This window comes from Microbulbifer sp. (assembly GCF_036563125.1).
Classification (GTDB): Bacteria; Pseudomonadota; Gammaproteobacteria; order Pseudomonadales; family Cellvibrionaceae; genus Microbulbifer.
Map to the genome: position 1 here is coordinate 1 of NZ_DATCMV010000083.1, position 22,552 is coordinate 22,552.

Annotated in this window: 38 protein-coding genes; 8 read left to right on the forward strand and 30 right to left on the reverse strand. The window is 55.4% G+C overall.

Features of this window, described 5'->3' with window-relative positions:
- The first annotated feature begins 97 nt into the window (after window positions 1-97).
- From wecB to VIL80_RS06405, 7 genes are all read left to right on the forward strand, one after another.
- Complete coding sequence (wecB, locus tag VIL80_RS06375) at window positions 98-1,231, forward strand: non-hydrolyzing UDP-N-acetylglucosamine 2-epimerase (RefSeq protein WP_332035307.1); 1,134 nt, start codon at window positions 98-100, stop codon at window positions 1,229-1,231.
- Window positions 1,206-2,549: a UDP-N-acetyl-D-mannosamine dehydrogenase gene (wecC, locus tag VIL80_RS06380; RefSeq protein WP_332035308.1), complete on the forward strand. Its 1,344-nt coding sequence runs from the start codon at window positions 1,206-1,208 to the stop codon at window positions 2,547-2,549. Before wecB ends, wecC begins: the two co-directional genes overlap by 26 nt.
- 2 nt (window positions 2,550-2,551) lie before the next feature.
- A complete protein-coding gene (locus VIL80_RS06385; protein WP_332035309.1) occupies window positions 2,552-3,583 on the forward strand; it encodes a polysaccharide deacetylase family protein in 1,032 nt (343 codons plus the stop codon).
- A 112-nt stretch (window positions 3,584-3,695) separates the two neighbouring features.
- On the forward strand, window positions 3,696-4,487 hold the full coding sequence (locus VIL80_RS06390) for a WecB/TagA/CpsF family glycosyltransferase (protein ID WP_332035310.1): 792 nt from the start codon (window positions 3,696-3,698) through the stop codon (window positions 4,485-4,487).
- Window positions 4,488-4,593: 106 nt separating this feature from the next.
- Entirely contained in the window at window positions 4,594-5,343 is a 750-nt protein-coding gene (gene pxpA, locus VIL80_RS06395) for a 5-oxoprolinase subunit PxpA (protein WP_332035311.1), read from the forward strand.
- Complete coding sequence (gene pxpB, locus VIL80_RS06400) at window positions 5,340-6,107, forward strand: 5-oxoprolinase subunit PxpB (RefSeq protein WP_332035312.1); 768 nt, start codon at window positions 5,340-5,342, stop codon at window positions 6,105-6,107. The genes pxpA and pxpB overlap by 4 nt, the downstream gene beginning before the upstream one ends.
- Window positions 6,107-7,030: a 5-oxoprolinase subunit C family protein gene (locus VIL80_RS06405; RefSeq protein ID WP_332035313.1), complete on the forward strand. Its 924-nt coding sequence runs from the start codon at window positions 6,107-6,109 to the stop codon at window positions 7,028-7,030. Before pxpB ends, VIL80_RS06405 begins: the two co-directional genes overlap by 1 nt.
- A gap of 20 nt (window positions 7,031-7,050) precedes the next feature.
- On the opposite strand, the gene VIL80_RS06410 is transcribed toward VIL80_RS06405, so the two are convergent.
- The 29 genes from VIL80_RS06410 to rpsJ all read right to left on the reverse strand — a co-directional run bounded on the left by VIL80_RS06410 (window position 7,051) and on the right by rpsJ (window position 21,564).
- On the reverse strand, window positions 7,051-7,320 hold the full coding sequence (locus VIL80_RS06410) for a DUF1315 family protein (protein ID WP_332035314.1): 270 nt from the start codon (window positions 7,318-7,320) through the stop codon (window positions 7,051-7,053).
- Between the two features lie 109 nt (window positions 7,321-7,429).
- Window positions 7,430-7,822 (reverse strand): 50S ribosomal protein L17, encoded by a 393-nt coding sequence (gene rplQ, locus VIL80_RS06415; RefSeq protein WP_105101947.1) that lies wholly within the window; start codon window positions 7,820-7,822, stop codon window positions 7,430-7,432.
- A gap of 121 nt (window positions 7,823-7,943) precedes the next feature.
- On the reverse strand, window positions 7,944-8,948 hold the full coding sequence (locus VIL80_RS06420; protein ID WP_332035315.1) for a DNA-directed RNA polymerase subunit alpha: 1,005 nt from the start codon (window positions 8,946-8,948) through the stop codon (window positions 7,944-7,946).
- Window positions 8,949-8,993: 45 nt separating this feature from the next.
- Window positions 8,994-9,614 carry a 30S ribosomal protein S4 gene (rpsD, locus tag VIL80_RS06425; RefSeq protein WP_332035316.1) on the reverse strand — a complete coding sequence of 207 codons (621 nt, stop codon included), beginning with the start codon at window positions 9,612-9,614 and terminating at the stop codon, window positions 8,994-8,996.
- A 15-nt stretch (window positions 9,615-9,629) separates the two neighbouring features.
- Window positions 9,630-10,019 (reverse strand): 30S ribosomal protein S11, encoded by a 390-nt coding sequence (rpsK, locus tag VIL80_RS06430; RefSeq protein WP_043320820.1) that lies wholly within the window; start codon window positions 10,017-10,019, stop codon window positions 9,630-9,632.
- A gap of 45 nt (window positions 10,020-10,064) precedes the next feature.
- Window positions 10,065-10,421 (reverse strand): 30S ribosomal protein S13, encoded by a 357-nt coding sequence (gene rpsM, locus VIL80_RS06435; RefSeq protein ID WP_138236927.1) that lies wholly within the window; start codon window positions 10,419-10,421, stop codon window positions 10,065-10,067.
- Between the two features lie 415 nt (window positions 10,422-10,836).
- A complete protein-coding gene (rpmJ, locus tag VIL80_RS06440) occupies window positions 10,837-10,953 on the reverse strand; it encodes a 50S ribosomal protein L36 (RefSeq protein ID WP_105101951.1) in 117 nt (38 codons plus the stop codon).
- 39 nt (window positions 10,954-10,992) lie between these two features.
- Window positions 10,993-12,339: a preprotein translocase subunit SecY gene (secY, locus tag VIL80_RS06445; protein WP_318955188.1), complete on the reverse strand. Its 1,347-nt coding sequence runs from the start codon at window positions 12,337-12,339 to the stop codon at window positions 10,993-10,995.
- A 12-nt stretch (window positions 12,340-12,351) separates the two neighbouring features.
- Window positions 12,352-12,786, reverse strand: coding sequence for a 50S ribosomal protein L15 (rplO, locus tag VIL80_RS06450; RefSeq protein WP_332035317.1), 435 nt, complete (start codon window positions 12,784-12,786; stop codon window positions 12,352-12,354).
- Between the two features lies 1 nt (window position 12,787).
- Complete coding sequence (rpmD, locus tag VIL80_RS06455) at window positions 12,788-12,973, reverse strand: 50S ribosomal protein L30 (RefSeq protein WP_105101954.1); 186 nt, start codon at window positions 12,971-12,973, stop codon at window positions 12,788-12,790.
- Window positions 12,974-13,040: 67 nt separating this feature from the next.
- Window positions 13,041-13,550: a 30S ribosomal protein S5 gene (gene rpsE, locus VIL80_RS06460; protein WP_105101955.1), complete on the reverse strand. Its 510-nt coding sequence runs from the start codon at window positions 13,548-13,550 to the stop codon at window positions 13,041-13,043.
- Window positions 13,551-13,560: 10 nt separating this feature from the next.
- On the reverse strand, window positions 13,561-13,911 hold the full coding sequence (rplR, locus tag VIL80_RS06465; RefSeq protein WP_105101956.1) for a 50S ribosomal protein L18: 351 nt from the start codon (window positions 13,909-13,911) through the stop codon (window positions 13,561-13,563).
- Window positions 13,912-13,920: 9 nt separating this feature from the next.
- Entirely contained in the window at window positions 13,921-14,454 is a 534-nt protein-coding gene (gene rplF, locus VIL80_RS06470) for a 50S ribosomal protein L6 (protein WP_332035318.1), read from the reverse strand.
- Between the two features lie 12 nt (window positions 14,455-14,466).
- Window positions 14,467-14,859, reverse strand: coding sequence for a 30S ribosomal protein S8 (gene rpsH / locus VIL80_RS06475; RefSeq protein ID WP_105101958.1), 393 nt, complete (start codon window positions 14,857-14,859; stop codon window positions 14,467-14,469).
- A gap of 26 nt (window positions 14,860-14,885) precedes the next feature.
- Window positions 14,886-15,191 (reverse strand): 30S ribosomal protein S14, encoded by a 306-nt coding sequence (gene rpsN, locus VIL80_RS06480; RefSeq protein WP_318955192.1) that lies wholly within the window; start codon window positions 15,189-15,191, stop codon window positions 14,886-14,888.
- Between the two features lie 9 nt (window positions 15,192-15,200).
- The gene (rplE, locus tag VIL80_RS06485) at window positions 15,201-15,740 is read right to left on the reverse strand and encodes a 50S ribosomal protein L5 (RefSeq protein WP_318955193.1); all 540 of its coding nucleotides are present in this window, start codon (window positions 15,738-15,740) and stop codon (window positions 15,201-15,203) included.
- 14 nt (window positions 15,741-15,754) lie between these two features.
- Window positions 15,755-16,072 carry a 50S ribosomal protein L24 gene (rplX, locus tag VIL80_RS06490; RefSeq protein WP_105101961.1) on the reverse strand — a complete coding sequence of 106 codons (318 nt, stop codon included), beginning with the start codon at window positions 16,070-16,072 and terminating at the stop codon, window positions 15,755-15,757.
- Between the two features lie 20 nt (window positions 16,073-16,092).
- A complete protein-coding gene (gene rplN / locus VIL80_RS06495) occupies window positions 16,093-16,461 on the reverse strand; it encodes a 50S ribosomal protein L14 (RefSeq protein WP_105101962.1) in 369 nt (122 codons plus the stop codon).
- A 34-nt stretch (window positions 16,462-16,495) separates the two neighbouring features.
- A complete protein-coding gene (rpsQ, locus tag VIL80_RS06500; protein ID WP_105101963.1) occupies window positions 16,496-16,759 on the reverse strand; it encodes a 30S ribosomal protein S17 in 264 nt (87 codons plus the stop codon).
- Between the two features lie 2 nt (window positions 16,760-16,761).
- A complete protein-coding gene (gene rpmC, locus VIL80_RS06505; protein ID WP_043320803.1) occupies window positions 16,762-16,953 on the reverse strand; it encodes a 50S ribosomal protein L29 in 192 nt (63 codons plus the stop codon).
- Window positions 16,953-17,366 (reverse strand): 50S ribosomal protein L16, encoded by a 414-nt coding sequence (rplP, locus tag VIL80_RS06510; protein WP_010133841.1) that lies wholly within the window; start codon window positions 17,364-17,366, stop codon window positions 16,953-16,955. Before rplP ends, rpmC begins: the two co-directional genes overlap by 1 nt.
- An 11-nt stretch (window positions 17,367-17,377) precedes the next feature.
- A complete protein-coding gene (gene rpsC / locus VIL80_RS06515; protein ID WP_318955196.1) occupies window positions 17,378-18,058 on the reverse strand; it encodes a 30S ribosomal protein S3 in 681 nt (226 codons plus the stop codon).
- 19 nt (window positions 18,059-18,077) lie between these two features.
- A complete protein-coding gene (rplV, locus tag VIL80_RS06520) occupies window positions 18,078-18,410 on the reverse strand; it encodes a 50S ribosomal protein L22 (protein ID WP_105101966.1) in 333 nt (110 codons plus the stop codon).
- 15 nt (window positions 18,411-18,425) lie between these two features.
- On the reverse strand, window positions 18,426-18,704 hold the full coding sequence (gene rpsS / locus VIL80_RS06525; RefSeq protein ID WP_020411388.1) for a 30S ribosomal protein S19: 279 nt from the start codon (window positions 18,702-18,704) through the stop codon (window positions 18,426-18,428).
- A 37-nt stretch (window positions 18,705-18,741) separates the two neighbouring features.
- Window positions 18,742-19,566, reverse strand: coding sequence for a 50S ribosomal protein L2 (gene rplB / locus VIL80_RS06530; protein ID WP_332035319.1), 825 nt, complete (start codon window positions 19,564-19,566; stop codon window positions 18,742-18,744).
- A 14-nt stretch (window positions 19,567-19,580) separates the two neighbouring features.
- Window positions 19,581-19,877: a 50S ribosomal protein L23 gene (gene rplW / locus VIL80_RS06535; RefSeq protein WP_318955199.1), complete on the reverse strand. Its 297-nt coding sequence runs from the start codon at window positions 19,875-19,877 to the stop codon at window positions 19,581-19,583.
- Entirely contained in the window at window positions 19,874-20,488 is a 615-nt protein-coding gene (gene rplD, locus VIL80_RS06540) for a 50S ribosomal protein L4 (RefSeq protein WP_332035320.1), read from the reverse strand. The genes rplW and rplD overlap by 4 nt, the downstream gene beginning before the upstream one ends.
- An 18-nt stretch (window positions 20,489-20,506) precedes the next feature.
- Complete coding sequence (gene rplC / locus VIL80_RS06545) at window positions 20,507-21,142, reverse strand: 50S ribosomal protein L3 (RefSeq protein ID WP_332035321.1); 636 nt, start codon at window positions 21,140-21,142, stop codon at window positions 20,507-20,509.
- Window positions 21,143-21,252: 110 nt separating this feature from the next.
- Window positions 21,253-21,564: a 30S ribosomal protein S10 gene (rpsJ, locus tag VIL80_RS06550; protein ID WP_066967210.1), complete on the reverse strand. Its 312-nt coding sequence runs from the start codon at window positions 21,562-21,564 to the stop codon at window positions 21,253-21,255.
- A gap of 206 nt (window positions 21,565-21,770) precedes the next feature.
- Between rpsJ and VIL80_RS06555 the strand changes: the two genes are divergently transcribed.
- Window positions 21,771-22,247 carry an aminoacyl-tRNA deacylase gene (locus VIL80_RS06555; RefSeq protein WP_332035322.1) on the forward strand — a complete coding sequence of 159 codons (477 nt, stop codon included), beginning with the start codon at window positions 21,771-21,773 and terminating at the stop codon, window positions 22,245-22,247.
- Between the two features lie 70 nt (window positions 22,248-22,317).
- Here VIL80_RS06555 and VIL80_RS06560 read toward each other — a convergent pair.
- Window positions 22,318-22,552: EF-Tu C-terminal domain-related protein (locus tag VIL80_RS06560; protein WP_527250109.1), on the reverse strand; the 235-nt coding region annotated here is incomplete at its 5' end.

A 22,552-nucleotide genomic window follows, 5' to 3' on the forward strand; every position in this document is an offset into this window, starting at 1 on the left:
GTGTTGTCTTTTTTGAAGCTCAACATTAGTGGGTGTATCGACAATGGATGTCGAGAGCCCTGGCAATAAATTTATCCAAGGTTGGAAGCGACGAGTTATGCGAGTGTTGCTGGTATTCGGGACACGTCCCGAAGCGATAAAAATGGCCCCTCTTGTTAACCTGCTGCGCCAGGACCCGAGATTTGAAACCAAAGTTTGTGTAACCGGCCAACACAGGGAAATGCTGGATCAGGTGCTGTCGCTGTTTGACATTGTGCCGGACTACGACCTGAACATCATGGAATCCAATCAGGATCTGTTTCAGGTTACTTCGCGTATTTTACTTGGCATGCGTGATGTGCTGAACGACTCCAAGCCAGATCGTGTGTTTGTGCACGGGGATACCACCACCACACTGGCTGCAGCACTTTCTGCCTATTACTGCAAAATCCCTGTGGCCCATATCGAAGCCGGATTGCGCACCGGCGACATCTACAGCCCCTGGCCAGAGGAGATGAACCGAAAGATCACAGGCGCTATAGCTGAATTCCATTTTGCACCAACAGCGCTTTCTCGGCAGAACCTGCTTAACGAGTCCATTTCTGACGAAAGAATTACGGTTACCGGAAATACCATCATTGATGCGCTCATTGATGTGGTCCGTCGCATCGAGACCGACGACACCCTGAGTTCAGAGCTTGAGTCCCAATTCCCCTTCCTGAATCCGGACAAGAAAATCATCCTGGTAACCGGCCACAGAAGAGAGAACTTCGGTGCGGGCATGGAGAATATCTGCCATGCCATTCGTGAACTCGCGACACGGGACGATATTCAGTTTGTCTACCCGGTTCACCTGAATCCTCGTGTGCGGGAACCAGTCAACAGAATGCTCTCAGGCCTCGACAACGTGCACTTGATTAGCCCGCTTACCTATCTCCCGTTTGTCTACCTGATGCACCGCGCCCACCTGATTCTGACCGATTCCGGTGGCATCCAGGAAGAGGCGCCGTCGCTGGGCAAGCCGGTACTAGTCATGCGGGAGATCACCGAGCGTCCGGAAGGCGTGCGTGCGGGTACCGTGAAACTGGTGGGCACTGACAGTAAAAAAATTGTGGCTGGTGTCACCGCACTGCTCAATGACGAATTTGCCTACGAGGCGATGAGCGCAGCCCAGAACCCCTACGGCGATGGATTCGCCTGTGAAAAGATCATAAAAGGAATTTTGCATGCTACCCAGGAACTTGCCGTTTAGTCGTATATCCGTTGTCGGCCTAGGGTATATCGGCTTACCCACTGCAGCGATTCTCGCTTCTACTGGTGTTGAGGTGGTCGGTGTCGATATTCGTCAATCCGCCGTAGCCGCCATCAATGCGGGGCGTATCCATATCTATGAACCTGGTCTGGAAAATCTTGTCAAGAGAGTAGTGGATGCCGGCTTACTCCGCGCCGCTACCTTACCAGAACCTGCGGATGCCTTTGTTATCGCGGTACCCACACCTTTTTCAGAAGGACCGGAACAGCTTACGCCCGAGCCAGATTTGAGTTTCATTCGTGCCGCCGCGGAGTCCATTGCCCCGGTACTTAAATCCGGTGACCTGGTCATACTTGAGTCTACCTCTCCGGTCGGCACTACCGAGAAAATGGCCCAGTGGCTGCAGGCCGTGCGTCCGGACCTTTCGTTTCCACAACCCGGTGGAACCGTCGTCACAGATATACATATCGCTTACTGCCCCGAGCGAGTCCTACCCGGCCGTGTACTGGAGGAACTGGTTACCAACGACCGCATAATCGGCGGCTTGAGCGATACCTGTAGCACCGCCGCGATGGGGCTATACCACCTGTTTGTGGAAGGCGACTGCATTGTTACCGATGCACGCACTGCGGAACTGACCAAGCTTACAGAAAATGCCTATCGGGATGTCAATATTGCATTCGCCAACGAAATGGCACTTATCTGTGACCGTCTCGATATCGATGTCTGGGAACTTATCCGGCTTGCCAATCGCCACCCGCGCGTTCGCATTCTGAATCCCGGCCCCGGCGTTGGTGGTCACTGTATTGCCGTTGACCCCTGGTTTATTGTCAGTAGTGCGCCACAACAGGCGAAGTTGATTGCACAAGCACGAGCCGTTAATGACAGCCGGCCACCCTATGTGGTTAGTCAGGTCGAACAAACAGCCCGCACCATCGACAACCCGGTGATTGCCTGCCTTGGGCTCGCCTTCAAGCCCGACATTGACGACTTGCGTGAAAGCCCTGCGATGCTCGTCGTGAAGCAATTGGCCAGCAAGCACTGTGGCACGCTGTTAGCCGTAGAGCCGAACATCCAGGCACTACCGCCGGAACTTTCTGCGCTCGGGGTGGAGCTTGCACAACTCGACGCTGCCTTGGCACGAGCTGACATTGCCGTGATACTCGTTGATCACAAAGAGTTTCTCGCCATCGACGCGAAGCAGCTTTCCGGCAAGGCGGTGATCGACACACGGGGCTTGGTGTCACGACTGACCAACAATACAGATGTCTTTCGACATAGCGTGAGCGTACCCGATCTGACTCGAGAAAGTGTCTGAACATGCGGATTATGCTGACGCTCGATTACGAGCTATTTTTTGGCAAGCAAACCGGTACACCACAGGCCTGCATGATCAAGGCCTGCGAAGCACTGCTGAAGGTACTGGAAAAATATTCGGCGTCCGTGGTCTTTTTTGTCGACGCCAGTTACCTGGTACGACTGCGCGAATATAGTGTCCGGTCCGCCAAACTTGCGCGCGACTATTCGGATGTTGTTTCCCACATACGCAAGCTCGAAGCACGAGGCCACCAGATACAGCTTCACATACATCCGCACTGGTTCGATTCCTGGCACGACGGCGGGCGCTGGAACATGGTTACCGACCGCTATCGGCTCGCACAGTGGTCGCATCAGGACATCGGCGGCCTCGTCACCCGATGTGTCCGGGAACTGAACTCCCATCTCACACGTAAAGTTTTCGTTTTTCGCGCGGGCGGCTGGTGCGTGCAGCCATTTACCGCCATCGCCGATGCGCTCCGCGCAAATGGCATCAGTGTAGACAGTTCTGTTTTCCATGGCGGTGCTGCCGAGTCCGAAGTGCACCGCTTCGATTTTCGCTCAGCCCCGCAGATGTCCTGCTGGAAATTTGACACCGATCCCTGCCAACCTGAGCCTGCCGGTACTTTCACTGAACTGGCAATATCTTCCCAGTATGTTTCGCCGCTCTTCTACTGGCGGTTCGCACTTATTCGGCTATTTGGCCAGGCAAAGCGACACGCGAGGTTAGGCGACGGGGCGCCGGTAGAAAATGGGCGGCGGGATTTGCTGCACTTGCTGACTCGTCACTCCCACATGGCGGTGTCCATCGACGGCTACAAAGCGACACTACTTCGCCGTGCCTTTAAGCGGGCCAAAGATCAACAGCACACGCACTTTGTTGCCATGGGCCACCCGAAATCCCTTACTCCCTTCGGACTTGATCAACTCAGTTCTTGGCTCGACGAAGTCTATCGCAATGGCGGACAGCTCGAAGTTTATCCTCAGCCGAAGATCATTGCGCAGGTACCGGCGCCTGCACTTGCGCATGGATAAGCGATTATTCACCGGTTATTCCGCGCTTAACAGCTTCCCCGAACAATGCCAATGGGATAGCGCATCCCAGTGCCGTGGTCATTGGAAATCATAAATTGGAGAGATAGCCATAATGCACAGAATCGAACTATTTGGAGTACCGATGGATGTGGCCTCCATGCCCGATACCGTGACTTCTATAGCAGAAAGGATACGCAGCCGCGTGTTCACCCAGCACGTGGTTGTGAACGTGGCCAAGTTGATCCATATGCAGCGCGATACGGAGCTCTCCGCGTCGGTAAAGTCCTGTGACATCATCAATATTGACGGTATGGGTGTGGTCTGGGGCGCACGCTTTCTCGGCCATGACATACCCGAGAGAGTGGCGGGAATAGATCTGTTTTACGCGCTGCTGCACATGAGCTCAGAACACGATTTCCCAGTATATTTTCTCGGCGCCCGTGAGCAGGTGGTGCACGATGCCGTTCTAACGCTAAAATCGCGTTTTCCTCAGTTAAACGTTGCAGGATGGCACCACGGTTATTTCTGGGACGATGAGGAAGCGGTGGTGGAAAAAATCCGCCAATCCGGCGCGCGCTTGCTGTTTGTCGCCATCACTTCACCCCGCAAGGAAAATTTTATCCATCGCTGGCGCGAAGCGCTGGGTGTTGATTTCGTGATGGGTGTCGGCGGCACCTTTGACGTGGTCGCAGGAAAGGTCCAACGGGCGCCGTTGTGGGTACAGAACGCGGGTCTAGAATGGATGTTCCGGATGCTGCAGGAGCCCGGGCGTATGTGGCGCAGGTACCTGTTTACCAACAGTGCGTTTGCGTGGCTACTGTTGCGTGAGAAATTGCGTAGCCGACTTTCACGCCGGACACCAAAGCGGACACAATTTCAACAGGCTTCCCGCCCGAGCAAATAACAAGCCGGCAAGAGAATAAATTGCTCCGGCAATTGCACCCGCGACCACCTGGTAGCGGGATTTTCCGTGCCTGAAATTCAGTGCCAGAATCACCGGATAACTGCCTGTGAAAATAGATATCAATTGCGACCTGGGCGAAGGTGTCAATATCGACGACTGCGTGCGTGATGCGGTATTAATGGGCTTTATTTCCCGCTGTAACATTGCCTGCGGCGGCCATGCCGGCGATGACGCCACCATGGCGCTCACGGTGGCAAATGCCTTGAAGCACAACCTCGCCATAGGCGCACACCCCAGCTATCCGGACCGGGAAAACTTCGGGCGGAAGTCACTTTCGCTGCCGGAAGAACGACTACTGCAAAGCATCGCCAAGCAGATAGACGCCCTGAGCGATATTGCCGCCCGCGCCAGCACCACCCTCGATCATGTCAAACTGCATGGCGCGCTCTATAACGATGCAGAAGCGGATCCCAAGCTGGCGCAGGCCATTGTCGCCATGCTTAACAGGTGCTATCCACAACTGACCGTTCTCGGCCTGGCCAACGCGTCGATGGAACAGGCGGCAAGGAAACTGGGGCAACCTTTTTTACGCGAAGGATTCATGGATCGTCGCTATCTGAATGATCACCAGCTCGCCCCGCGCTCTCAGACTGGAGCGGTAATAGACGAATTTGCCCTGTGCCGGCAACAGACAATGTGCCTGATCAGAGGCGAGACGTTTTCCTCCATCGAAGGCAAACCTCTGAGGTTCACCGTAGACAGCATTTGCCTGCACGGCGACAACCCACAAGCCGTGCACATAGCCGCGCGACTTCACCAGGCCCTGTATGAGGCGGATATCCGTATCTGTGCATGAATCCGCCATTTACACTGCGCCAGAATGGCGATACGGCACTGGATATATGCTTCGACGCCACTCCCGGAGAATCGCTGAGCCGCGTCATCATCAGTCTTAAAAATGCGCTGGAGCTCGCCATACAACGGGGTGAGTGGCCGGAGCTGAAGGAGCTGATCCCAGCCTACCAATGCCTCACCATCTGCTACAGCCCGTTAGCTGCCCACTTGGCGGGCAACATGCCACTGCACCAGCGCATTCGGGAATTCGTGGCGGACGCCGTTAGCGCGAAACGTTTCCCGGACACCCTGGAGCAAGCAGACAGTTCACAAGTTGTCGTAATCCCGGTGTGCTACGAGGCCCCCTACGGGCCGGATATGAGTGCGGTGTGCGCGCATACAGGCCTGAGTCAAAGCCGCGTCATTGAGCTGCACTGCAAGCCGGATTATCTGGTGCATATGCTCGGCTTCACCCCGGGGTTCTTGTATCTTGGCGGCCTCGCGCCGGAACTGGAGTGTCCCCGCAAGGAAAAACCCGCGCTGCGCGTGGCCGCCGGTTCTGTCGGTATCGGTGGGGCCCAGACCGGCATTTATCCACAATCCACCCCCGCTGGCTGGCAGATTATCGGCCGCACTCCCCTCACGCTATTCGACCCCCAACGGGAAAACCCTTTTATCGCCGGTCCACTGGACCGAATACGTTTTGTGTCGGTTAACGCACAGGAATTCGCTGCCATGGAAGAAAGCGCTGCGAATACCCCGCCCCCAATGAAAGAGAGTGTGTGATGCTGCGTATTCTGAAACCAGGATTACAGACAAGCATTCAAGACGGGGGGCGTAGCGGGTGGATGCAGTATGGCATAGCGAAAGGCGGCGCGGCTGATCCGCTGGCGATGCAGCTCGCCAACAGCCTGTTGCGCAACCCACTGCATCACCCCTGCCTGGAAATTACCCTCACCGGCCCCGAAATCGAATTTGGCTGCGACCTTTCCATCGCTATTTGCGGCGCGCAATTTGATTTAACACTCAACGGGCAAAGCATTGAAAATGACCGGGGAATCCCGGTCAAAAAGGGGGATCATCTCGCATTCGGTCCCCTGCGAAGCGGCGCCCGGGCCTACCTTGCGCTCTCCGCAGAAACGGCGTTAACACCGGTCTTTGGCAGTTTTTCCACTCACCTCCAAACCGGATTTGGCGGTTATTGCGGTCGCGCACTGCGCACGGGGGATGAGATTCTGCTACGAAATTGCCGTCGGGTAGAAGGCCGGAAGCTGTCGAATGCGTTTGAATTGAGATACGCAGCGAGACCACAGATACGGGTAATCGATGGGGTCGAAGCAGAGATGTTCGCGGGCACTGCGCGGGAACTGTTTTACCGCACGACATACCAAGCTTCTGCGCAAAGTAATCGCATGGGGATAAGACTGGCGGGAAGTGGCTTGGATACTGAAGGCTTGCCACAGATGACGTCGTCAGGGCTCTGCCCCGGTAGCGTACAAATCCCACCGGATGGTCAGCCGATCATTTCCTTTGTGGAGGGCCAGACCATTGGCGGCTACCCTCGCCTCGCCCATGTGATCTCCGCTGACCAACATCTGCTCGGCCAGCTAAAACCGCAGGACAAGTTGGACTTTTTCCGGGTAGATCTGGACACCGCCGTGCGGATTTTGCAGGAAAAGACGGCGGTGCTACGCAAACTTACTGAATAAACCTGGGCAAGAAGCGGAGATCAGGAAGCCACCCAGGTGACCGCCTCTTCCTCATGGTCATGGTCGTGCTTATCGGCACAGGGTGTCGACTTCGGTGGGACGTAACCCACACGCTCCACAGGCGCGGCGTGCTTCTGCTCCCAGTACGCCACAGCTTCCGCGCACAGCATTTTCTGTTGCGGGGACACAACAACCCCGTTGGGCCACTTGCCCAGCTCAATTGCCCTTTTCAGGCTGCCGACAATTTGCGGATTGAGGATCTGCAGCAATTCATCCAGTGACTGGAACATCGAGACTCTTCCGTCAAAATAGCACTATCAGAAAAAAAGAAAGCCGGTCAGGGACCGGCTTTCCTTCGCTCGGCACAGGTATGTACCGATCAACCTAAAGCACAGGGCCTCAGGCTTCCGCAGCTTCTACGGCTTCGCCCGCTACCGGACGATCCACCAGCTCTACGTAAGCCATTGGAGCCTTGTCGCCGGCACGGAAACCGCATTTCAGAATGCGGATGTAACCGCCCGGACGGGCTTCGTAACGAGGACCCAGCTCGTCGAACAGCTTGCGCACTGCATCCTTATCACGGATACGGGCGAAAGCCAGACGGCGATTGGCAACACTGTCTTTCTTGGCCAGGGTGATCAGCGGCTCGGCAACGCGACGCAGCTCCTTGGCTTTCGGCAGTGTGGTTTTGATCAGTTCGTGCTCTACCAGAGAAGCGGTCATGTTCTTGAACATGGCCTTGCGGTGAGAGCTGGTACGACTGAATTTACGGCCACTATAGCGATGACGCATAACTCAATTCCTCACGACTTCAATTGCTTTCTCAGCAAGTCGTCTGGGAGTGGTATTTACCAAAGGCACACACCACTCGGTTTTCTTCACAAGGGCGGGCAGAACCCGCGCCACAAATGCTTTACAGGGAGCTCAGCTTGCTGTCGCCCTTGAGGCTGGCCGGCGGCCAGTTCTCGAGGCGCATACCCAGGGACAGACCGCGGGAAGCCAGAACGTCCTTGATCTCGGTCAGGGACTTCTTGCCCAGGTTCGGGGTCTTCAGCAGCTCTACTTCGGTACGCTGAATCAGGTCGCCGATGTAGTAGATGTTTTCCGCTTTCAGACAGTTCGCCGAACGTACGGTAAGTTCCAGGTCGTCAACCGGACGCAGCAGTACCGGATCAACTTCCTCTTCCTTCGCTTCTGGCAGGGAGTCTTTCTCACCTTCCAGGTCCACAAACACTGCGAGCTGTTGCTGCAGGATGGTGGCGGCGCGACGGATCGCTTCTTCCGGGTCCAGAGTACCGTTGGTCTCCAGGTCCAGAACCAGCTTGTCCAGGTCGGTGCGCTGCTCTACACGCGCGGATTCCACGCTGTAGGAGACGCGACGAACCGGGCCAAAGGAGGCATCCAGCTGCAGGCGGCCGATGGAGCGGGTCTCATCCTCGTCTTCGCGACGCGCGTCGGCGGGCTGGTAGCCGCGGCCGCGCGCAACGGTCAGACGCAGGTTGAGCTGCACGTCACCGGTAATGTTGGCGATGACATGTTCGGGGTTCACGATTTCGATGTCGTGATCCACCTGGATGTCGCCAGCGGTAACCGGGCCCGGGCCCTTCTTGCTCAGACTCAGCACTGCCTGGTCCTTGCCGTGCATCACCACCGCAATTTCCTTGAGATTGAGCAGGATTTCAATCACATCTTCCTGCACGCCTTCAATTGCACTGTACTCGTGCTCAACACCGTCGATTTCCACTTCGGTGACGGCGCAGCCGGGCATGGAGGACAGCAGGATGCGGCGCAGTGCGTTGCCGAGAGTGTGGCCGAAACCACGCTCCAGCGGTTCCAGGACCACTTTGGCGTGGTTCTGGTTGTACTCGGTGACGTCAATACGACGAGGTGTCAAAAACTCGTTGACAGCAGTCTGCATAGCCATACCTGTATTACAGTTTTATTCCTTAAATGGAACAGAGCCTTACTTGGAGTAGAGTTCCACGATAAGGTTTTCATTGATTTCTGCCGGCAGATCAACGCGGTCAGGAACACGCTTGAAGGTACCTTCGAGCTTGCTCGCGTTCACGTCTACCCACTCAACATCACCACGCTGTGCAGCGAGGGCAACGGAGTTCTGGATACGCATCTGCTTTTTGGACTTCTCGCGAATGGAGATAACGTCACCTTCCTTCACTTGGAAAGAAGGGATATTCACGGTAGTGCCATTCACCAGAATCGCCTTGTGGGAAACCAGCTGACGCGCTTCAGAGCGAGTGGAGCCGAAGCCCATGCGGTAAACCACGTTGTCGAGGCGTTTTTCCAGAAGTTGCAGCAGGTTCTCACCGGTTGCACCTTTCAGACGCGCCGCTTCCTTATAGTAGTTTGCGAACTGCTTTTCCAGCACGCCGTAGATGCGACGTACTTTTTGCTTTTCACGCAGCTGAACGCCGTAGTCGGACAGGCGACCGCGACCGGCGCCATGAACGCCAGGCTTGGTTTCCGCGCGGCACTTTGACTCGTGCGGGCGAACGCCACTTTTCAGCTGAAGATCGGTACCTTCCCGACGGGAAAGCTTACATTTTGGTCCAATATAACGTGCCATTTCGTCAACCCCCTCTTACACGCGACGTTTCTTGGGCGGACGACATCCGTTATGCGGGATAGGCGTCACGTCGGTGATGTTGGTGATCTTGTAGCCGCAGTTGTTCAGAGCGCGAACAGCAGATTCGCGACCCGGGCCTGGGCCCTTAACTTCGACATCAAGGTTTTTCAGGCCGTATTCCTGGGCGGCAGTACCTGCGCGCTCAGCGGCAACCTGGGCTGCGAAAGGGGTGCTCTTACGAGAACCACGGAAACCGGAACCACCAGCGGTAGCCCAGCTCAGAGTGTTGCCCTGACGGTCAGTGATCGTCACGATCGTGTTATTGAACGATGCGTGGATGTGGGCAACACCGTCGACAACGGTCTTTTTGACCTTTTTGCGAACAGTAGTTTTTGGCTTAGCCATACCTGTATCCTAAATCCTGTACTTGTGAAGACTTGCGCGAGACGCTTACTTGCGGATCGGCTTGCGCGGACCCTTACGGGTACGGGCGTTAGTCTTGGTGCGCTGACCGCGAAGCGGCAGGCTGCGACGGTGACGCAGACCGCGGAAGCAACCCAGGTCCATCAGACGTTTGATGTTCATGGACACTTCACGACGCAGATCACCTTCAACGGTCAGTTTTGCAACTTCACCGCGGATGGTTTCAATCTGCTCTTCGGACAGATCACGAAGTTTGGTGGATTCAGCGATACCTACCGCTGCCAGAATAGACTTGGCCGTAGTGCGACCGACACCATAGATATGGGTCAGGGAGATCACGGCGTGCTTGTGGTCTGGTACGTTTACACCAGCAATACGTGCCATAGAGGCATACTCCACGTATTGTGAACCGGCGCTACTTGGTAATGGCGCGGCTCAATTCTCAATTCGGCGCTGACAGCGAATAAAAAGCCACCAACACCACCAAAAAGGCGCGCAAGAATAGCTTTTCATACACCAAATTGCAATAGCCCACCCTCCCAGGGCCCTAACCCGGGGAAAGCGGACGACAGTCAACGCCCCCTTTTTGAAACCTTAAAATCAACCTCTGATTGACCCTTCAGTCTCGCCGCAAGCTTGCACGCTTGCGGTGCGCCTTTTAACACGGGGCTGTGCCAAGAGGCAAATTCTTTCGAACTACCGGTGTCGTAAACACCCATCCCTGGGCGGACACCGGCCCGGCCATCCGTGACCGGTTGCCAAACAATGTGCGGAACGCCAATGGCATTCCGCTCATTGCTTAGCCCTGCCGCTGCTTGTGACGCGGCTCAGCGCTGCAGATTACCCGCAGAACGCCTTTGCGACGTACGATTTTGCAGTTACGGCAGATCTTTTTGATAGAAGCGCGTACTTTCATGACCTTACCTCAATTCACTCCTGCTGCAGCGACTGCCGATTAACGGCGGCCGTAGCCTTGCAGATTCGCCTTTTTCATCAACCCTTCGTACTGGTGAGACAGCAGGTGCGATTGAACCTGTGCCATGAAGTCCATCACCACGACCACAACGATCAGCAGCGAAGTACCTCCCAAATAGAAGGGAATGTTCAGCCCGACCACCAGGAACTGCGGCAGCAGGGAGACCAGCGCGATGTAAACAGCACCCACCAGAGTCAGACGAGTCAGAACGGTGTCGATATAACGCGCGGTCTGTTCGCCGGGGCGGATACCGGGCACATAGGCACCGGATTTTTTCAGGTTGTCTGCTACTTCATTCGGGTTGAACATCAACGCCGTGTAGAAGAAACAGAAGAAGCCAATCAACAGTGCGAACAGAATAATGTTCAGCGGCTGACCGGGACCCAACTGCAGTGCCATCCACTGCAGGATCTGAGCACCGATACCCTCGCCACCCTGACCGAACCACTGCGCAAGAGTCGCAGGGAACAGCAGGATACTGCTGGCAAAGATCACCGGAATCACACCGGCCATATTGACCTTCAGCGGCAGGTGGCTGGACTGAGCCGCCGGCGCCTGGGAGTAACGACCCGCCTGACGACGTGCATGGTTGATGGTGATACGGCGTTGACCGCGCTCCATAACCACGACGAAGTACACAACAGCAATCGCTACGAAACCAATCGCCAGCAGCATCAGGATGTGCAGCTCACCCTGGCGCGCCTGCTCGAAAGCCTGGCCAATGGCACTGGGCAGACCTGCAACGATACCGGCAAAAATCAGCATGGAAATGCCGTTACCAACACCGCGCTCCGTAATCTGCTCCCCCAGCCACATCATGAACACCGCACCGGTCACCAGTGACACAACGGCCACGAAGTAGAAACCGAATGCCGGTTCAGCGGAATAAGCCAGGTTCTGACCGGCGAGACCGAAGGTCATACCGATGCCTTGAACCAGTGCCAGCAACACCGTCAGATAACGGGTGTACTGGTTGATCTTGCGGCGCCCTGCATCGCCTTCCTTCTTCAACGCCTCCAGAGAAGGCGTTACCGCGGTCATCAACTGCATGATGATGGACGCGGAGATGTACGGCATGATGCCGAGGGCCAGAATACTCATCCGCTCCAGTGCACCACCGGAGAACATGTTAAACAGGCCAAGGATGGTTCCCTGGTTCTGGTTAAACAGGTTCGCCAGCTTTTCCGGATCAATACCGGGCACTGGAATATGAGTTCCCAAACGATAAACAAGTATCGCGAGAAACAGAAAACGAAGGCGAGCCCAGAGCTCGCCTAATCCCTTGCCGTTACCCAGGGAGTTAACACCAGATCCTGGTCGTGCCATTGGGGCCTCGATTTAGTCTTCTACTTTTCCGCCAGCAGCTTCGATGGCTGCTTTAGCACCTTTGGTGACACTCAGACCTTTCACGGTAACCGCTTTGGTCAGTTCACCAGACAGGAACACTTTGGCGCGTTTAATGTGGCCGCCGATAATATCGGCATTTTTCAGCGCTGCCAAATCAATAGTGTCACCGTCTACCTTCGCCAGCTCCGCCAGACGCACTTCCGCTACAAAGCGGCCAACGCGAGAGGTGAAACCGTACTTCGGCAGGCGCTTCTGCAAAGGCATCTGACCGCCTTCGAAGCCCGGACGTACACGTCCGCCGGAACGGGATTTTTGACCCTTGTGGCCACGGCCACCGGTTTTACCCAGGCCGCTACCGATACCACGGCCAACACGCTTGCTGGCGTGCTTGTGGCCTTCAGCTGGAGACAACTCATTCAAACGCATGTTATGCCTCCTCCACTTTTACGAGGTAATTCACCTTGTTGATCATGCCGCGCACAGAGGGAGTGTCTTCCACTTCCACAGTGTGACCGATGCGACGCAGACCCAGACCAGCGACGCACGCCTGATGATTTTTCAGACGACCGGCGACGCTCTTGACCTGGGTGACTTTGATGGTCTTCTTAGCCATGACTCATTCACTCAAAGCAAGTTCAGATCGGGCCGCAACGGTTCAGCTGTTGCGACCCGGAACCGAATCAGTTCAGGATTTCTTCCACAGACTTGCCGCGCTTGGCAGCAACGTCTTCTGGGCTACTCATTTTGCCCAGCGCACTGAAGGTGGCGCGAACGACGTTTACCGGATTGGTAGAGCCGTAGCACTTGGCCAGTACGTTGTGGACACCAGCCATTTCCAGTACGGAGCGCATGGCACCGCCGGCGATAACACCGGTACCCTGGGAAGCGGGCTGCATGTAAACCTTGGAACCGCCGTGACGACCGTTGGTAGCGTACTGAATGGTGTCACCGTTCAGGTCTACCTGGATCATATTGCGACGTGCAGCTTCCATTGCCTTCTGGATGGCAACTGGTACTTCACGTGCCTTGCCACGACCGAAACCGACACGGCCGTTGCCGTCGCCAACTACGGTCAGAGCGGTGAACGCGAAAATACGACCACCCTTTACGGTTTTGGCAACACGATTGACCTGTACCAGCTTCTCCTGGAGGCCTTCGTCGTTGCCTTTCTCGACTTTTTCTCTAGCCATAACTCAACCCTTAGAATTTCAGACCGGCTTCACGGGCAGCGTCTGCCAGGGCCTTAACACGGCCATGGTATTTGAAACCGCTACGATCGAAGGCTACCGCTTCAACGCCGGCGGCTTTCGCGCGCTCAGCGATCAGGGTGCCAACGGCTTTAGCAGCGTCGACGTTACCGGTTTTGCTTTCACGCAGGTCCTTGTCCAGAGTAGAGGCAGAGGCCAATACCTTGTCGCCATCGGCAGACAGGATCTGTGCGTAGATGTGGCGGGGAGTGCGGTTCACTGTCAGGCGAACGGCGCCCAGCTCACGCATTTTGGCGCGGGCACGACGTGCACGACGCAAGCGAGATTGCTTCTTAACGTTCATATCTATGCCTTACTTCTTCTTGGCCTCTTTGCGATACACACGCTCGTCAGCGTAACGGACACCCTTACCTTTGTAGGGCTCCGGCGGACGGAACGCGCGGATCTCAGCGGCCACTTGACCTAACAGCTGCTTGTCGCTGCTCTTCAGTACGATTTCAGTCTGAGACGGAGTCTCAGCGGTCACACCTTCCGGCAGATCGTAATCAACCGGATGGGAGAAGCCGAGGCTCAGGTTTACGGACTTACCGGCGGCTTTCGCACGGTAACCCACGCCGACCAGTTGCAGTTTCTTTTCGAAACCCTGACTGACACCGACCACCATATTGCTTACCAGCGCGCGGGTAGTGCCGGCGAGGGCACGTGCCTGCTTGGAACCGTTGCGTGCAGCAAAGGTCAGCTGGTTTTCTTCCTGCTTCACTTCCACATCGCTGTGAGCAGAGAAGTTCAGGTTGCCATTTCCGCCTTTAACAACGATGTCCTGACCTTTCAGGTCTACGGAAACGCCAGCGGGGATGCTTACGGGACTATTAGCTACTCGAGACATATCAACCCCCGCTTAGAATACGGTGCAGAGCACTTCGCCGCCGACACCAGCCTGACGGGCTGCGCGATCGGTCATCACACCCTTGGAGGTGGAGACGATAGCGATGCCCAGGCCACCGCGAACGGAAGGCAGTGCTTTTTTACCAGAGTAAGCGCGCAGGCCCGGACGGGAAACCCGGTCCAGCTCGGCGATTACCGGTTTGCCCTGGAAGTATTTCAGTTCGATGGTCAGCTCAGGCTTGGCGCCTTCGCTAACAGCAACGTCAGAAACATAACCTTCGCTCTTCAGAACGTTGGCTACAGCTACTTTCAGTTTTGAAGAAGGCATAGAAACACTGCCCTTTCCGCGCGCCAGGGCGTTGCGGACGCGGGTCAGCATATCTGCCAACGGATCTTGCATACTCATTACTTAAGACTCCTCAAGTCTGCCTTTTACCAGCTGGACTTAACCAGACCGGGGACATCACCACGCATGGCTGCTTCACGCAGTTTGTTACGGCACAGGCCGAATTTGCGGTAGACAGCGTGGGGGCGACCAGTGATCCGACAGCGGCGTTGCTGACGAGTCGGGCTTGCATCGCGCGGCAGTTGTTGCAGCTTGAGTTGAGCCTCCCAACGCTCCTCATCGGAAGCGCTGGCACTGGCGATGATCGCCTTCAGCTCTTGACGCTTTTCGGCGTACTTAGCTGCGGTTCGAGCGCGCTTTACTTCACGCGCAATCATGGATTTCTTCGCCATGGAATCCTCTTAACCCTTAAACGGGAAGTTGAATGCTTTCAGCAGTGCGCGACCTTGGTCGTCGTTGGCTGCTGTAGTAGTGATACAAATATCCAGACCGCGGATCTTGTCTACTTTGTCGTAGTCGATTTCCGGGAAGATAATTTGTTCGGTTACACCCATCGAGAAGTTACCACGACCGTCGAACTGCTTCGGGCTGATGCCACGGAAGTCGCGAATACGCGGAATCGCGATACCGATCAGACGCTCCAGGAACTCATACATACGCTCACCGCGCAGAGTTACCTTACAGCCGATCGGCCAGCCATCACGGATCTTGAAGCCCGCAATAGACTTGCGAGCATTGGTGATGATGGGTTTTTGACCAGTGATCGCAGTCATGTCACTGACTGCGTGTTCCAGTACCTTTTTGTCACCAACGGCTTCACCAACACCCATGTTGATGGTGATTTTGGTGATGCGAGGCACTGCCATCACGTTCTCGATACCCAGCTCTTCTTTCAGCTTGGGCGCGAGTTCTTTGGTATAGAGCTCTTTAAGCCTTGCCATTTTTTCCACCTGACTTATGCGTCAACGGCGTCGCCGCTGGATTTGAAGACGCGGATCTTAGTACCGTCTTCCAGTACTTTAAAGCCTACCCGGTCAGCTTTCTGGGTGCTCGGGTTGAAAATGGCCACGTTGGAAGCCTGGATAGCGGCTTCTTTCTCAACGATGCCACCAGCAACACCCAGTTGTGGATTCGGCTTCTGGTGTTTTTTGATCATCTGAACACCGGATACGATCAGGCGACCGTCGTTCAGCACCTTGCGTACGGTGCCGCGCTTGCCTTTGTCGCGACCGGCGATAACGATCACTTCGTCGTCACGCTTGATCTTGCGCATGTCTTTTCTCCACTCGTGGCTTAGATAACTTCGGGAGCCAGTGAGATGATCTTCATGAACTTCTCACCGCGCAGCTCGCGAGTTACCGGGCCAAAAATACGGGTGCCGACCGGCGCCAAGTTGTTGTTCAGCAACACCGCAGCGTTGTCGTCAAACTTGATCAGAGAACCGTCAGCGCGACGCACACCTTTCTTGGTGCGAACCACAACCGCGTTCATTACCTGACCCTTTTTCACTTTACCGCGAGGAATTGCTTCCTTGACGGTCACTTTAATGATGTCGCCAACGCCAGCGTAGCGACGGTGGGAGCCGCCCAGCACCTTGATGCACATGACACGGCGAGCCCCACTGTTATCGGCTACTTCTAAGTAGGATTCCGCTTGAATCATCGTTCCTCTCCGAAACTCTTCAATGCGCTAGGGGTTAAACCTTCGCCGCACGCTCTACAATTTGCTGCAAGGACCAAGACTTGCTCTTGGACAGCGGACGAGATTCTTCAATAACTACGACATCACCGATGCCGCACTCATTGTTTTCGTCATGTGCCTTGAGCTTGGTGGACTTGCTCACGATTTTGCCGTAGATCGGGTGCTTCACACGGCGCTCGATCAAAACGGTGATGGTTTTATCCATCTTGTCACTCACGACCTTGCCGGTCAGAGTACGCTTCAGTTTTGCTTCAGCCATGATCAGTTACCTGCCTTCTCAGTCAAAACAGTCTTAATGCGAGCAATGTCGCGACGAGTCTGCTTCAGCAGATGGGTCTGAGTCAGCTGACCGGTGGATTTCTGCATACGCAGCTTGAATTGAGCTTCAAGCTGGCTCAGCAGTTCCTGGTTCAGTTCTTCAACTGACTTTGAGCGTAGATCTGCAGTCTTCATTACATCACCGAACGCTTAACGAAAGTTGTCTTTACAGGGAGCTTGGCTGCAGCGAGTTCAAATGCCTCACGAGCCAGTTCTTCGGAAACACCCTCCATTTCATAGAGGACTTTGCCCGGTTGAATCTGGGCAACCCAGTACTCAACGCCACCCTTACCTTTACCCATCCGCACCTCAAGAGGCTTGTTGGTGATGGGCTTGTCCGGAAACACACGAATCCAGATCTTGCCGCCACGTTTAACGTGACGAGTCATTGCGCGACGAGCCGCTTCGATCTGGCGCGCAGTAATGCGACCGCGACCGATGGCCTTAAGGCCGAACTCGCCAAAGCTCACTTTGGAGCCGCGCTGGGAAAGACCGCGGTTGCGACCCTTCTGTACCTTGCGGAATTTTGTACGCTTCGGTTGTAGCATCTGCGCACCCCTTAATTAGCAGCTTTCTTGCGAGTCTTCGCTGGCTTCTCTTCGGGGATTTCGTCACCGATGACTTCGCCTTTGAAGATCCAAACTTTCACACCGATGATGCCGTAAGTAGTACTGGCTTCATAAGTGCCGTAGTCGATGTTGGCACGCAGAGTGTGCAGCGGTACACGACCTTCACGGTACCATTCGGTACGCGCGATCTCGGCGCCGCCCAGACGGCCGCTAACCTGGATCTTGATACCTTCTGCGCCCTGACGCATGGCGTTCTGTACCGCGCGCTTCATAGCACGACGGAACATAACGCGACGCTCCAGCTGCTGGGCAACGTTCTGGGCTACCAGAGTGGCGTCCAGGTCCGGCTTGCGCACTTCTTCGATGTCGATGTGCACCGGCACGCCCATCTGAGCGGTCAGGTCGTTGCGCAGACGCTCTACGTCTTCACCTTTTTTACCGATCACGATACCCGGACGCGCGGTGTGAATAATCACACGAGCGGTGTTGGCCGGACGCTCGATCTCGATGCGGCTCACGGAAGCGTGGGCCAGCTTTTTGCGAATGTATTCGCGAACTTTCAGATCCGTGTACAGCTTGTCTGCGTACTCGTCGCTGCCGGCATACCACACAGAGGTATGCTTTTTAACGATACCCAGACGAATGCCGGTAGGATGTACTTTTTGTCCCATGGTTTTCTCGCCTGTCCTGTTATTTCTCGGCTACTTTCACAGTGATGTGACAAGTACGCTTGAAAATGCGGTCAGCACGACCCTTGGCGCGCGGTTTAATGCGCTTCATGGTCATACCTTCATCCACGAAGATGGTGGAAACTTTCAGCTCGTCAACGTCAGCACCTTCATTGTGCTCAGCGTTGGCGATTGCGGATTCCAGAACCTTCTTGACGATCGCAGCACCCTTCTTGTGGCTGAAAGCCAGGATATCCAGGGCTTCTTCGACACCTTTGCCGCGAATCTGATCAGCTACCAGACGCGCCTTTTGTGCCGACAGACGAGCACCGCGTAATTTTGCTTGTACTTCCATCTCTATAACCTCGGCTTAGCGCTTCTTCGCTTTCTTATCCGCGGCGTGGCCACGGTAAGTGCGGGTAGCTGCAAACTCACCCAGCTTGTGGCCAACCATTTCTTCGTTGACCAGCACAGGTACGTGTTGACGACCGTTGTGCACGGCAATCGTCAGTCCAACCATTTCCGGCATAATCATGGAACGGCGGGACCAGGTTTTAATCGGTCGACGATCATTGGCTTCAATCGCCGCCTCCACCTTCTTGATCAGATGCAGATCAATAAAGGGACCTTTCTTTAATGAGCGTGGCACTGTCGATTCCTCTCTAGCAGCTCAGACATCGCGCGGCTTATTTGCCGCGACGACGTACAATCATGTTGTCGGTGCGCTTGTTCTTACGCGTTTTCTTACCCTTGGTCGGAACACCCCAAGGCGTCACAGGGTGACGACCACCGGAGGTACGACCTTCACCACCACCATGCGGGTGGTCTACCGGGTTCATCGCCACACCGCGAACGGTCGGGCGAACACCGCGCCAGCGTTTTGCACCGGCTTTACCCAGCTTGCGCAGGCTGTGCTCAGAGTTGCTCACTTCACCCAGGGTGGCGCGACACTCGGTCAGAACCTTGCGCATTTCGCCAGAACGCAGACGTACAGTTGCGTACTGACCATCACGGGCAACCAGCTGAACAGAGGCACCGGCAGAGCGGGCCAGCTGAGCGCCTTTACCAGGCTTCAGCTCGATACCGTGAATTACGGAACCAACCGGGATGTTGCGCAGCGGCAGGGTGTTACCTACAGCGATAGGCGCAGCGTCGCCAGACTGGATTTTTGCACCGGCCTGCAGGCCTTTCGGTGCGATGATGTAACGACGCTCACCGTCGGCGTAGCACACCAGAGCGATGTGTGCGCTGCGGTTCGGGTCGTACTCCAGGCGCTCTACAGTGGCAGGAATGCCATCTTTATTGCGCTTGAAGTCCACCATGCGGTAGTGATGCTTGTGACCACCACCGATATGACGGGTGGTAATACGACCGTTGTTGTTACGACCACCGGTCTTGGACTTCTTCTCAACCAGCGGAGCATAGGGCGCGCCCTTGTGCAGATCGGCGTTGACGATCTTTACCAGGTGACGACGGCCGGCTGAGGTCGGTTTTGTTTTTACAATAGCCATTGCAACTTTCCCCTTTACTCAGCAGCTTCGAAGTTGATGTCGCTGCCTTCGGCCAGACGAACGTAGGCTTTTTTCCAATCATTGCGCTGACCAACGCCGTAGCGGGTGCGCTTGGTTTTGCCTTTTACGTTCACGGTGCGAACCTGCTCAACAGAAACGTTGAACAGCTTTTCTACCGCTGCCTTGATATCGGCTTTGGAAGCGTCGGTGGTTACCTTGAACACTACCTGGTTGGCGGAGTCCGCCAGCACAGCAGCCTTCTCGGAAATTACCGGGCCCAGCAGTACTTTGTAGAGTCGCTCTTGGATCATCCCAGCACCTCATCAATTTTCTTGAGTGCAGAAACGGTAACCACGACCTTGTCAAAGCGAATCAGGCTTACCGGATCGATACCCTGTACATCGCGAACATCGATCTTGTGCAGGTTGCGCGCGGCCAGGTAGAGGTTTTCGTTAACCTCTTCGGTCACGATCAACGCGTCGGACAGATCGTACTGTGCCAGCTTGGTTACCAGCTGCTTGGTCTTCGGCGCGTCAACGTCGAAGGATTCAACGACAACCAGACGCTCCTGACGAGCCAGCTCAGAGAGAATGCAGCGCAGAGCAGCGCGGTACATTTTCTTGTTCAGCTTTACGCTGTGATCACGCGGAACAGCAGCGAAGGTTACGCCACCAGTGCGCCACAGCGGGCTGCGAGTGGTACCAGCACGAGCACGACCAGTGCCCTTCTGACGCCACGGCTTCTTGCCGCCACCGGAAACATCGGAGCGGCTCTTTTGAGCCTTGGTACCCTGACGAGCGCCTGCCATGTAGGCAACCACTGCCTGGTGCACCAGGTCCTGATTGAATTCACGACCGAAAGTCACTTCAGAAACTGCAACAGTGCCTTTAGCGCCTTCGGGAGTAGCGATATTCAGTTCCATATCTATTTACCCTCAGCCTTAGGCTTTAACTGCCGGACGAACGATTACGTCGCCACCGGGCGCACCAGGAACGGCACCTTTTACCAGCAGCAGATTGCGTTCGACGTCTACACGAACCACTTCCAGGTTTTGCGTGGTAACACGCTCAGCACCCATGTGACCGGCCATTTTCTTGCCTTTCCACACGCGGCCAGGAGTCTGGCACTGACCGATAGAACCGGGTGCGCGGTGAGACAGAGAGTTACCGTGAGTAGCGTCCTGGGTACGGAAGTTCCAGCGTTTGATACCGCCCTGGAAACCTTTACCTTTGGAAGTGCCGGTTACGTCAATCTTCTGGCCAGCTTCAAAGCCAGCAACAGTGATTTCAGAACCGATTTCGAAGGACTCGTCAGAACCGTCAGTGCGCAGTTCGAAGAGTGCAGAGCCAGCCTCAGTGTTGGCTTTGGCGAAGTGGCCCGCGAGGGGCTTGGAGACACGGGAAGCCTTACGGGAACCCACAGTTACCTGAACTGCGGAGTAGCCATCAGTTTCCAGAGTTTTCACCTGGGTGACGCGATTCGGAGCTACCTCGATAACAGTTACCGGGATAGACGCGCCATCTTCAGTGAAGATGCGAGTCATGCCGCTCTTGCGGCCGACAATACCTATAGTCATCTTTTCAACCTCTCAGTGCACGGGGCTTTAACCCACTGCGGCCGCCCAATTTCAGAGCGTTACACTACCCAGACCTTTTTCGCCTGGGATTCGGTAGTTAATTTGAAGTGTTAGCCGAGACTGATCTGAACCTCAACACCGGCCGCCAGATCGAGCTTCATCAGCGCGTCGACGGTTTTCTCGGTAGGCTCGACGATGTCCAGCAAACGCTTGTGAGTACGGATTTCGTACTGGTCACGCGCGTCTTTGTTGACGTGCGGAGAAATCAGTACGGTGTACTTCTCTTTACGAGTCGGCAGCGGAATGGGACCGCGTACTTGAGCGCCAGTGCGCTTGGCCGTCTCTACGATCTCCTGAGTAGAGGTATCGATCAGCTTGTGATCGAAAGCCTTCAGGCGAATTCGGATGCGTTGACCCTGCATGGAATCAAACTCCAATCATTTAAACCAAAGAACGTCCTTTTACACAGCCCCGAGGGCGGGCGAAAAGGAGCGCGAAGTCTACGGGCGATTATTTGATCTGTCAACACAGTTCAAGAAACAAACCACTGCGGCGGAATTTCGAGCTGCACCGGCACGAACCTACACTAGAGAAAGCCAACGAGATCCACCTTCAGGAGGGCCAGCTCATGACCATTGCAAGCACAGTCAGTCAATACCTGAATGACCACTCGGTACACTACCGAGTCATCCCCCATGACCACAGCGCCACCAGTCGCGAAAGCGCGCATAAAACTGGACTGCGTGAGGATTCGGTTGCCAAAGCCATCATGCTGAAGGATGACCACGGCATGGTTATGGCGATCATTCCCGCCAGCAGCAGTCTCGATATGCGCGCCGTTCACGACGAAACCGGACGCAATCACCTGAAAATGATGCAGGAGGGCGAATTTGGCAGCATCTTCACTGACTGCGAAGTCGGCGCCCTACCCCCGCTTGGACCGGCCTACGGAATCACCACCCTGGTCGACAGCAGCCTGAACAAATGGGACACCATCTACCTGGAGTCCGGGGACCATGAATCACTGGTCGCAATAGATGGAAGGGATTACGAACAGCTGATGTCGCGATGCAGACACTGCGACCTCAGCCGCGACTGGTTCTAAACGGTACAGACAAAAAAAAGCCGCAGCGCTGCCGCTGCGGCTTTTTTGTCTTTCAGATCAGGAGTAAAGATTACTCGATGATCTTGGCAACAACGCCAGCACCAACGGTACGGCCACCTTCGCGAATCGCGAAGCGCAGACCGTCTTCCATGGCGATCGGGTGGATCAGGGTAACAGTCATCTGAATGTTGTCACCCGGCATTACCATCTCAACGCCTTCCGGCAGCTCACACGCACCAGTCACGTCGGTGGTACGGAAGTAGAACTGCGGACGGTAGCCCTTGAAGAACGGGGTGTGACGACCA